The organism is Kribbella caucasensis (assembly GCF_004361855.1).
Classification (GTDB): Bacteria; Actinomycetota; Actinomycetes; order Propionibacteriales; family Kribbellaceae; genus Kribbella; species Kribbella caucasensis.
Genome location: NZ_SNWQ01000059.1, coordinates 1 through 9,621, shown reverse-complemented (window position 1 = coordinate 9,621; position 9,621 = coordinate 1). Strand labels below are relative to the sequence as shown.

General features: G+C 64.1%; 8 protein-coding genes. 4 read left to right on the top strand and 4 right to left on the bottom strand.

The window, feature by feature from the left end; all coding sequences use genetic code 11:
* Positions 1 to 363 precede the first annotated feature (363 nt).
* The gene (gene proS / locus EV643_RS43440; RefSeq protein WP_133806086.1) at positions 364 to 1,770 is read right to left on the bottom strand and encodes a proline--tRNA ligase; all 1,407 of its coding nucleotides are present in this window, start codon (positions 1,768 to 1,770) and stop codon (positions 364 to 366) included.
* 512 nt (positions 1,771 to 2,282) lie between these two features.
* A complete protein-coding gene (locus EV643_RS43435; RefSeq protein WP_166665810.1) occupies positions 2,283 to 3,260 on the bottom strand; it encodes a S66 peptidase family protein in 978 nt (325 codons plus the stop codon).
* Between the two features lie 375 nt (positions 3,261 to 3,635).
* Here EV643_RS43435 and EV643_RS43425 point away from each other — a divergent pair, with 375 nt between their 5' ends.
* Positions 3,636 to 4,079, top strand: coding sequence for a hypothetical protein (locus tag EV643_RS43425; RefSeq protein ID WP_133806084.1), 444 nt, complete (start codon positions 3,636 to 3,638; stop codon positions 4,077 to 4,079).
* A 131-nt stretch (positions 4,080 to 4,210) separates the two neighbouring features.
* Complete coding sequence (locus tag EV643_RS43420; RefSeq protein ID WP_133806083.1) at positions 4,211 to 5,185, top strand: aldo/keto reductase; 975 nt, start codon at positions 4,211 to 4,213, stop codon at positions 5,183 to 5,185.
* Positions 5,186 to 5,257: 72 nt separating this feature from the next.
* Here the strand turns inward: EV643_RS43420 and EV643_RS43415 are convergent, their stop codons facing one another.
* Positions 5,258 to 6,796, bottom strand: a complete 1,539-nt coding sequence (locus EV643_RS43415; protein ID WP_133806082.1) for an IS1096 element passenger TnpR family protein — start codon at positions 6,794 to 6,796, stop codon at positions 5,258 to 5,260.
* A gap of 163 nt (positions 6,797 to 6,959) precedes the next feature.
* Between EV643_RS43415 and EV643_RS43410 the strand changes: the two genes are divergently transcribed.
* Positions 6,960 to 7,688 carry a helix-turn-helix domain-containing protein gene (locus EV643_RS43410; protein ID WP_133806081.1) on the top strand — a complete coding sequence of 243 codons (729 nt, stop codon included), beginning with the start codon at positions 6,960 to 6,962 and terminating at the stop codon, positions 7,686 to 7,688.
* Between the two features lie 548 nt (positions 7,689 to 8,236).
* Positions 8,237 to 8,917 carry a recombinase family protein gene (locus EV643_RS43405; RefSeq protein ID WP_133806080.1) on the top strand — a complete coding sequence of 227 codons (681 nt, stop codon included), beginning with the start codon at positions 8,237 to 8,239 and terminating at the stop codon, positions 8,915 to 8,917.
* A 91-nt stretch (positions 8,918 to 9,008) separates the two neighbouring features.
* Here the strand turns inward: EV643_RS43405 and EV643_RS43400 are convergent.
* A partial coding sequence (locus EV643_RS43400; protein ID WP_238166218.1) for a hypothetical protein occupies positions 9,009 to 9,621 on the bottom strand: 613 nt, incomplete at its 5' end.

The following is a 9,621-nucleotide window of genomic DNA, read 5'->3' as shown; positions in this document are numbered from 1 at the left end:
CCGGATTAGTGCCTTGAGGACGCACTAACCAACCACATATCCGCAGGTCAGCGCGTTCCAGCACCTGAAAATCTGCTCAACTGACCCAACTCAGGTCTCACCCTCAGCTGTCACCGCCACAACGTTACCGATTCCCCCACCATCCAGAACCGGCCATCCGCCGCAGCAGGAGGGAGCAATCTCCACTCAGGTCAACGGTTGCCAGTCGGGCCATGGCCGTCGGCCTCGAAGGCCTCGAAGCGACGCGACTCGAAGCGCTGCCTCGTGTCGCAGAGTTGGATTCTCGGTGGCGCGTTGGGCGGGTGAGCCTGGAATGCATGGTTCCTGATTCACCCGGTCCGAGAGGGCACTGCCTCCCGGCGGTCAGTAAGCCCGTGCCAGGTAGGCAACGGCCTCAGGCTCGTCGTCGGCCTCTGGCACTGAGCCATCGGGACGTTGGAGGCAGCGGACCGTGATGCCGATTGTCGCCAGTTCCTGTTCGCCCGCCATGCCTACGCTCGCCCAGGGCACGCGCGCAACGCCGGTCTGCGTCACGTCTCGGACCTCGTCGAGTGTGGTGCAGTCAGTGGTGAGGGCATCACGACGGGCAGTCGCGGCGGTGAGCAAGTCGGCCTGGATGGTGGTCATCAGTTGCTGCGCTACCTCGGCCACGCTGTCAAGCGTCACTCTTTCCTTGCTTCGGGTGTCACGCCGGAAGATGGCCGCGGTGTCCTCTGCCAGGTCTCGTGGGCCGATTTCGATCCGTACCGGCACGCCTTGCAGGTCCCAGTCGGTGGCGCGCCAGCCGAACGCTTGCGCCAGGTTGTCATCCAGCTTTGCCCGCAGCCCGCGAGCCGTCAGGTCTGCCGTGAGCTTCTTGGCAACCTGCGTCACCGCGCCGTCGTTGTCCTTCACGACCACGACGACAACCTGGACCGGCGCCAGCGCTGGGGGAACGACGAGTCCGTTGTCGTCACCGTGGCCCATGATCAGACCACCTATCATGCGTGTCGACGATCCCCACGATGTCGTCCAGCACAGTTCCTGTGGGCCTTCGGCGGGAGAGTACTTGATGTTGAAGGCACGGCTGAAGTTCTGGCCCAGCTCGTGCGAGGTGCCCATTTGGAGCGCCTTGCCGTCCCGCATGATGCCTTCGCAGGTCATCGTGTTCTGCGCGCCGGCGAACCGCTCCTTCGGCGTCTTCCGCCCCACGATGACTGGCAAGGCCAGCACGTTGCGCATGAAGTCTTCGTAGACGTCACGCAGAATCAGGCTGGCGTAGTTCTGGGCGTCGGCCTCGCTGCCGTGGGCCGTGTGGCCCTCCTGCCAGAGGAATTCGGTGGTGCGCAGGAAGATGCGGGGACGCAGTTCCCAACGCACCACATTGGCCCACTGGTTGAGCAGCAGCGGTAGATCACGATAACTGCCGATCCACTTGGCCATGTACTCACCAATGACGGTTTCGCTGGTGGGTCGAATCGCGAGGGACTCGTTCAGTTCCTTACCGCCGCCGTGGGTGACAACTGCGAGTTCTGGACTGAAGCCTTCAACGTGCTCGGCTTCGCGCTCGAAGTAGTTCATCGGGATGAACAGGGGGAAGTAGGCATTCTGTGCGCCCGCAGCCTTGATGCGCTGGTCAACCTCAGCCTGCATCCGTTCCCACAGCGCGTAGCCGTTCGGTCGGATAACCATCGTGCCGCGCGCCGGCCCGTTCTCAGCAAGCTTCGCCTTGGTCAGCACATCTTGATACCACTGAGGGAAGTTGTCTTGCTGAGCGGTCAGGGGGGCCACGTGCTGTCTCCTTAGTCAATACCAATTGCAATTATGTCAAGATTGCAGAATCTATCGCTACGCCTATGCGAGCCCGCCGGCATAGAGCGCCGCACAGATCACAAGGCGGCGTGTACGGCGACAATTCGCCGTACACGAGACCGGCACCCGCAGCAGTGTGCCACTACAGGCCGCCGACCGCACCTCGGATTTACACAGTTCCTTGACGAGGCAGGTACCGAACGTCCCGCGTCACTCCCAGAGTCCCGCGTTCAGCCGTGCAAGTGGTCCGCGCGGACCGACTCGTCCGCACATGTCCACCAACATCATCACGCAGCCACGGGACTGAACCTCTGCACTCGCGCCGCGCCGCGAGCCTCACCACGCCGGCCCATTCCGCACCTCGCCATCCAACCGAAGGTCTTGTGACAAAGTCATCGAACCCAAGGCCGCGAGGGCGTTCGCTTCAACTGCCGTTCACGCGTACGCAATTCGGGGTGGGCGTCTGTTGGACGAGCTACAGAAGACCAATCTCAGCAGACAGCTGGATCGAGGAGAGACAGCGACAGAGACCTTGTGTCGATCTCGATTGGGGCTCCGATGGGGAGGATGAAGTTCTCGACCTGGTGGCCGATTTCGCCGACTTGGATGACTGGGAACGTGTGGTCCGAGGTGGTCTCCAGGATGATGTCGGCGATGTCTCGATCGTTGCCTGCACCGGGGGTGTCGCTGCCGAGGCAGTAGCCGATGATCAGTCCGTGGATCGAGTCGGGGACGCCCTTGAGTTTGAGGGTTGCGAGTAGCGCTTGGATGTGGCGTTTCTGGAGTCGGTAGGCCTCCAGGAAGAGGATCGCGCCATCCAGTGGCGGGCAGTATTCGGTGCCGACGAGTTGCATGAATGCTTCGGAGTTTCCTCCGACCGCGGTTCCGGCTGCGCGGCCGGGCTTGATTTCCCGCCATCCCTTGTACGTTGTGCGGTCGCCTTCGAGGTCACGCCAGTCTGGGTTTGGGTGGTAGTCATCTGACCATTTGTCGAACCAGACCTGCTTGAGGCTTCGGGCGGTGTACACCATCTCGTGTCCGGAGAAGTCCATCAGTTCGAAGCCGTGGAATGTCACCATGCCGGTCTTCGCGGTGACGGCGTTGAGGAGTGTTGACGAATCGGAGAGGCCGGCCAGGATTTTGGGATTCGCGGCGATCGTCTCGTAGTCCAAGCGATCGACTAGGTCGACGGCCGTTGCTCCACCGGTTGAGAAGAAGACGGCCCTGATCTCGGGATCGGCGAATGACGTCGCGAGGTCGTGCAGACGCTCTTCTGTGGTGCCGGCGGAATAGTAGTCCTGAGCGAACGCGTTGTCCGCGAAGTCGATCCTCAGACCGAGAGCAGACTCGAGGTTTGTGCGCGCTCGTTCGGCTACATCCTTCCGGTCGGCGATCGTGCTCGATGACGAGACGATGATCGCGCGATCTCCAGTTCGCAGTCCGTCGGGTCGAATGACGTTTCCGCTCACAGAATCTCCATCTCCTGAAGACAGGCCACCATCGTCCGGTCTCGTCGCCGCGCGTCGAGGGTCATCGGACGGTAAGCCGCTTCTGCATCTCGCTTGCTTTCAGCTCGTAGTCGGTCGCCTGCTCTTGTCGGCCAAGTACACGACAGTCTTCAGCCAAGCTCTGAAGGCTTCGGAGGGTATAACGAAGCGGAACGAATCGAGTGGGTTCGGCTCGACTCAATCCGCGAGCGCATCGATGCCGGCGAGATCATCGGTGCGGCGTCCCTGGTCGGCCTGCTCCATGTCCTTGCGTTTCGACCGCGCTGACCAGTGCTAGATGTCGGTGGGCCTGGTTAACGTCGGTGCCTTGAGTACCTGGAGGCGAGGAGTTGCCAGATGAACGACGAAGTAAAGGATCTGCTGTCCGAGATCGCCCAGGCACTGGCTCGCTCCGCTCCTGAAGACTGGCACGTCTTGACGCTACGGATCTCCTGCGCGGGTGACATGACGCAGACCGGCCTGATCGCAACCAGAACCAGCGGAACACTCAACCGGACGGTCAGGCTCGACGACGATGGTCATCTCGCCGCCCTTCAGCTTCGCAGGGCGATGCATCAACCAGGCAAGGGCAGTTGGTACAACGCGCACCTGACACTCGACAAGTTCGCGCAACTCGATGCGGTCTACGACTACGACAACCCGCCGTTCCACGGTGACGTCGAACCACGGTTCCTGATCGAGGATCAGCGTTTGTACCCACGCGAGCCGGCCATGCTGCCCCTGTGGCACCCATGCCGCCCCGGTGGACCGTCCCTGCCCCTTTGTGGCGAGGACGATTGACCCGCCGCAGACTACTCAGACTCGAACACGTCGCCCTGGACAAGCCGGCATAGGACTCAGAAGCTCAGTAGATCGAACTGAGTGGATTCTTCTGTTGGACAGGTGATCCGCGGCGGGGGAGGTTGGAGGGTATGGACTTTACTCAGCTTGGGCGTACGGGACTGAAGGTCAGTCGGATCGTTTTGGGGACTATGAACTTTGGGCCGCATACGAGTGTGGAGGACTCGCACTCGATCATGGATGCGGCGCATGAGAAGGGGATCAACTTCTTCGATACTGCGAACGGGTACGGGCGGGCGATCTCCCCAGGGCGGACCGAGGAGATCATCGGCGAGTGGTTTGCCAAGGATCCCAAGAACCGCGAGAAGACCGTGCTCGCCACCAAGGTGTACGGCGACATGGGCGACGGGTGGCCGAACGAAGGCAAACTCTCCGCGCTCAACATCCGGCGGGCGCTCGACGCGAGTCTGAAGCGGCTGCAGACGGATTATGTCGACCTGTACCAGTTCCACCACGTCGATCGGGCGACGCCGTGGGATGAGATCTGGCAGGCGATCGAGGTCGCGATTCAGCAGGGGAAGATCCTGTACGCCGGGTCGAGCAACTTCGCGGGATGGCACATCGCCCAGGCGCAGGCGGCTGCCGAGAAGCGCAACTTCATCGGGCTCGTGAGTGAGCAGTCGATCTACAACCTGATCGTGCGGGACGTGGAGCGCGAGGTACTGCCAGCCGCGCAGGAGTTCGGGCTGGGCGTCATCCCGTGGTCGCCCCTGCAGGGTGGGCTGCTTGGTGGCGTGATCCGCAAGGAGAACGAGGGTGTACGCCGGCTCGAGGGGCGCGCGAAGGAGACCGTCGAGAAGTTGCGGCCGCAGATCGAGCAGTACGAGGCGTTCGCGGACGAGCTCGGTGTTGCGCCGGGTGAACTCGCGCTCGCATGGCTCCTTCACCAGCCCGCCGTCACCGGTCCGATCGTGGGCCCACGGACGATGGAGCAGCTGGATTCGGCGGTCCGCGCGGTCGAAGTACGGCTGGATGAGAAGGCACTTGCGCGGCTGGACGAGATCTTCCCGGGGTACAAGACCGCGCCGGAGGACTACGCCTGGTAGGACACCGACGCCGGCCGCCGTACGGGCAGATCCCCCGCGCCCGTGTCAGGCGGAAGCGGAGGGCCGCCAGGATCAGGCTGTGCTGGGCCAGGTGCGCAGTGCCGCCCTAGCGAATGTCACACCTTGCGGTGTGGGGCTGGCGGACCAGTGCATGCCTGGCTCGTCGACGAGGGCGCCAAGGCGGCGCAGGACGGACGTGGTGTCCCAAGCCGCAGTGCCGGCCGCCAACGGCGTCAGCGGGGTTCCGTCGCTGACCACCCAACCGATATCAGTGAGAAGCTCCGCGACCGTCGCGTCGGCGTTCTCGGTGGATTGCGCGGCGAGAGTTGCCAGAAAGATGAGCCCCGCTTGGGTTTCGCAGGCGTCCTTGGAGGCCGGTGGCATCTGTTCGGCCAGATGCCACCACAGTGCGAGCGGATCGTTGCGGACGGCGCGTCCGGGTGGTGTGAGCACAAGTGCTCCGCGGTACTTGCGCAGCAATCCCATGGCCTGTGCCGATTCTCGCAGTTGCAGGACGGGCAGCGTCTGGATCTCGCGATTGCCCTTGCCGATCCACTCTTTGCCCAACCCGAGTTCGGCCATGGCGGCCTCCACATGGACGGGCGGCAGGTAGCCCGAGCCGGTCAGCTTGATGCCGTCCAGCCCGACGCGATCGAGTAGCCAGCTGTACGGATAGACCATCTGGGCCGCGGTCTCCACGTCGATCTCAACAGGGGCGTCGAGATTGGCGTCGTCGATCAACCGCTCGAGGAGATGCCTCCCGGCGATGGAGCGGATCGCGACGATGAGTTCACCGAGCGGTCCCGGAAGATCTGGATCGGCGTCGCCAAGCCGGGCCAACGTCTCGTTGATCTCCTCGGGGTCGAACGGGGTAGGGGCGTAGTCGCCGGGGTCGGCGTCAGCGCCGTACATCCGGGCATAGGCGGCGACCGCCTCTGCATGCTCGGGATAAGTGGGATCGACGGCAGCGGTAATCAGCTCGTAGCCATACACCCCGCCACAGTCTTCGCCCGGGCCGGGGCGGCGGCCGCCAATACAGACGGCTCTGGGTGCGGAGTCGTCACGAGGCCGCACGGTTTCGAGCTTGATGACGTGCATCCAGTCGTCGCCGAAGTCGTACAGGTAGAACAGCTTGTCACCCGACTCCGCGAGTACCTCGTCGAGGCGTACATCCCCTTCCGGTACGCCGGTCCTGCCCTCCTCCACCTCGTACGGGCAAAGGTAGTGCTCGGTCGCGACGTGGTAGTAATCCTTGCCCGAGGCGAACTCGTGCAAGTGGCTGTCGGTCCAGCCGAACGCGGTCTGGACGACTTCGTGGAGCTCGTTCAAGAAGAGGTCAGAGGCCAGCTCCAGCCGACGCCACAGCGGGGGCTTGGTCCCGGTGAGGTCGACGCGCACCCGGTAGGTGACCACGTCATCACGACGTGGTCGCCGGCGGGACGGCGGTCGCGGCCGGGCGAAAGGATCCACGGTCGGCATCGCGGCGGCGAGGATTTCCGGAAGCACCTTGTGCAGCTCGGCGGCCCCCAGGCCGGCAATAGCCGCCGCGAACTGTTCGACGAGCTCGGCCTCGCTGGCCGAAGACGGCTGAGGATCGTTGTTGCGCGCCATACGAGAACGCTACCGAGTCAGTGCCTCGTCAGGCGAACCGCGGGGCCGCTCATACGGTCGTCTCGGACAGCTGCACCGCCGAGTGCAGCGCCGCACGCAGGGAATCATCAGACACGCCGTGGTCTCATTTGATGCACTTCGGATCCCGTACAAGGATGTCGTCATGAACAGCGAGGATCTGAAATCTCGGGCACTGGCCCTGCGGGCGGCGGGCAACTCACCCAAACAGATCGCCCGCATGTTGGGAATCCCGCGGGCCAAGGCAGTGTCTCTCGTGCACAGCGTTCCGAGCTCACGGCCGCTTCGCGGCGACACTCAGGAGAAACCACTCGTCGGCTGCTGGGTCACCCGGCAGTGGAGCAACGGATTGACCATCGAGAACCGGCCGTCGGACTGGACCGACGATGACGATCTTCCGCCGCTTGCCATCGGCGCTGGACTGACCAGCGTCGCGGTCGTGCGCGAACACAGCGACAACGAGGTCAGCGTCTGCGGATACCTGGTGGACACTTACTGCCAGGGCGTCAAGAACGCATATCCCCCAGCCATCTTCGACCGACGTGACATCGCCGCGTTTCTCACCGACTTCTTCAGCGCCTACGAGGGCCCGCCGCTACCCGCTCCGTTGGAACTCGCCCAGGACCTGGTGCTGGGCGCCGTCGACTACGCCGAGACGTTGGGCTTCGAACCGCAGCGCGACTTCTACCTCGCCAAACCGCACCTTGGCGCCTGGCAGCCACCGAGCCGGATCGGATTCGGACTACACGGCAAGCCGTACTTCCAGCAAGGCCCGTACGACGACGCGAACCGCGTCATGCGCATCCTGGACAGGTCGGTAGGTCCCGGCAACTACCACTTCACGACCGAAGTCACCATCGACATCGGTTCCTGACGACTCCGAACCCGCCGCAGGCTGGAGCGAGGGGTAGAAGCACCCATCGTCTTCTCACACTGCGACTTCACCAGCCCGGCTCCGTGTCGCGGACCTGCAGTACGAGATCTGGCAGGCGATCGAGGTTGCGATTCAGCATGGGAAGATCCTGTACGTCGGGTCGAGCAACTTCGCGCGGTGGCACATAGCCCAGGGGTACAAGACCGCGCCCGAGGACTACGCCTGGTAACCACCGCATGTACGGTTAGTTCGCGCGGCAGAGATCCTCGTTCAGCGCGACTTCAGGTACGGTCGGACCATGCTGCTCGTCCAGCTCGTCGATGTTCGCCCCCAAGGGCTCGACAAGGTTCGTCAGAGTGAGAATGGGGGTCGGTCCGGCCTGCTCCGGGGAACCCGACGGGGAGCGTTCACGTCAGCCCAACCACGTGATCAAGGCGAGCCGGGTCGTATGAGCTTGAGACCTCGGGGGTGGCCGCGTGATTGACGCTGGGTCACTTGTTTCGTCCGTCTCGCGCCGGCATGGGCGCCGACCGGGGTAACGAGCAGAGATGGCGGTATTGATCGCGTACCTGAGGACTTGCAAAGGCGGCGGCGAGGAACGGATCGGTGTCGAGATTCAACGCGCCGCAGTGGAGGATTGGGCGCGGAGGCGGCGTCACCAGCTGGCCGCGATAGTCAGCGAGGCACCGTCCGCTGGAGGCTTGGAAGACCGGCATGGACTCGCCGAGGCGCTGGCCGCGCTCCATCAAGGCTTAGCGCAGGGTCTCGTCGTTTACCGCCTCGACTGCCTCGACAGCGCGCTCGTCGCGCAAGAGCAGCTGCTGGCCGAAGTGCGCGCGACAGGCGCCCGTGTGCATTCGCTACAGCCGGACGAGGCCGCCGAACTTCGCCGGATACCCGCGGATCCGTCACGCCAGGGTGTGCGCGAGGTGCTGCGAGCAGCCGCCGCAATCCAGCCGCAGATGGCCGCTCTGCGCTCGCGTCGTCGTCGGCATTCCCGCCCCGGTGCGGGGTCGCCGCCGTACGGATACCGCATCGCTGATGGGTCCCTCGTACCCGAACCCGCCGAGCAGGCAGCGCTGGTCCGTATCGCCGAGCTGCGAGCCTCGGGCGCGACGCTGCGGGAGATCGCCCGCGAACTCGACTCCAACGGGCACAAACCCAAGCGCGGCGAACGCTGGCACCCCGAAAGCGTGCGACGGATCGTGGAGAGGTTGGAGCCCAGGTAGCGACAAGCAGAGGCCCGAGGCATTCCTCAGGCCTCCGATTCGTTTTGGCCTCGCGTCGCCTCGCGTGTGAGCAGGCGCCACACGGTCGTGCTCAGACACCAGCTTCTGCCGCGGGCTTTTCCGCCGCGGGTTCCTCTGCCGCAGCTTCCTCTGCTACGGGTTCCTCTGCCGCGCCTTCCTCTGCTACGGGTTCCTCTGCCGCGCCTTCCTCTGCTACGGGTTCCTCTGCCGCGCCTTCCTCTGCTACGGGTTCCTCTGCCCCAGCTTCCTCTGCCCCAGCTTCCTCTGCCCCAGCTTCTTCCGCTACGGGTTCCTCTGCCCCAGCTTCCTCTGCCACGACTTCCTCTGCCCCAGCTTCCTCTGCCCCAGCTTCCTCTGCCGCGCCTTCCTCTGCCGCAGCTTCCTCTGCCCCAGCTTCCTCTGCCCCAGCTTCCTCTGCCCCAGCTTCTTCCGCTACGGGTTCCTCTGCCCCAGCTTCCTCTGCCCCAGCTTCCTCTGCCACGACTTCCTCTGCCCCAGCTTCCTCTGCCCCAGCTTCCTCTGCCACGACTTCCTCTGCCCCAGCTTCCTCTGCCACGACTTCCTCTGCCACGACTTCCTCTGCCCCAGCTTCCTCTGCCCCAGCTTCCTCTGCCCCAGCTTCCTCTGCCCCAGCTTCCTCTGCCCCAGCTTCCTCTGCCCCAGCTTCCTCTGCCCCAGCTTCC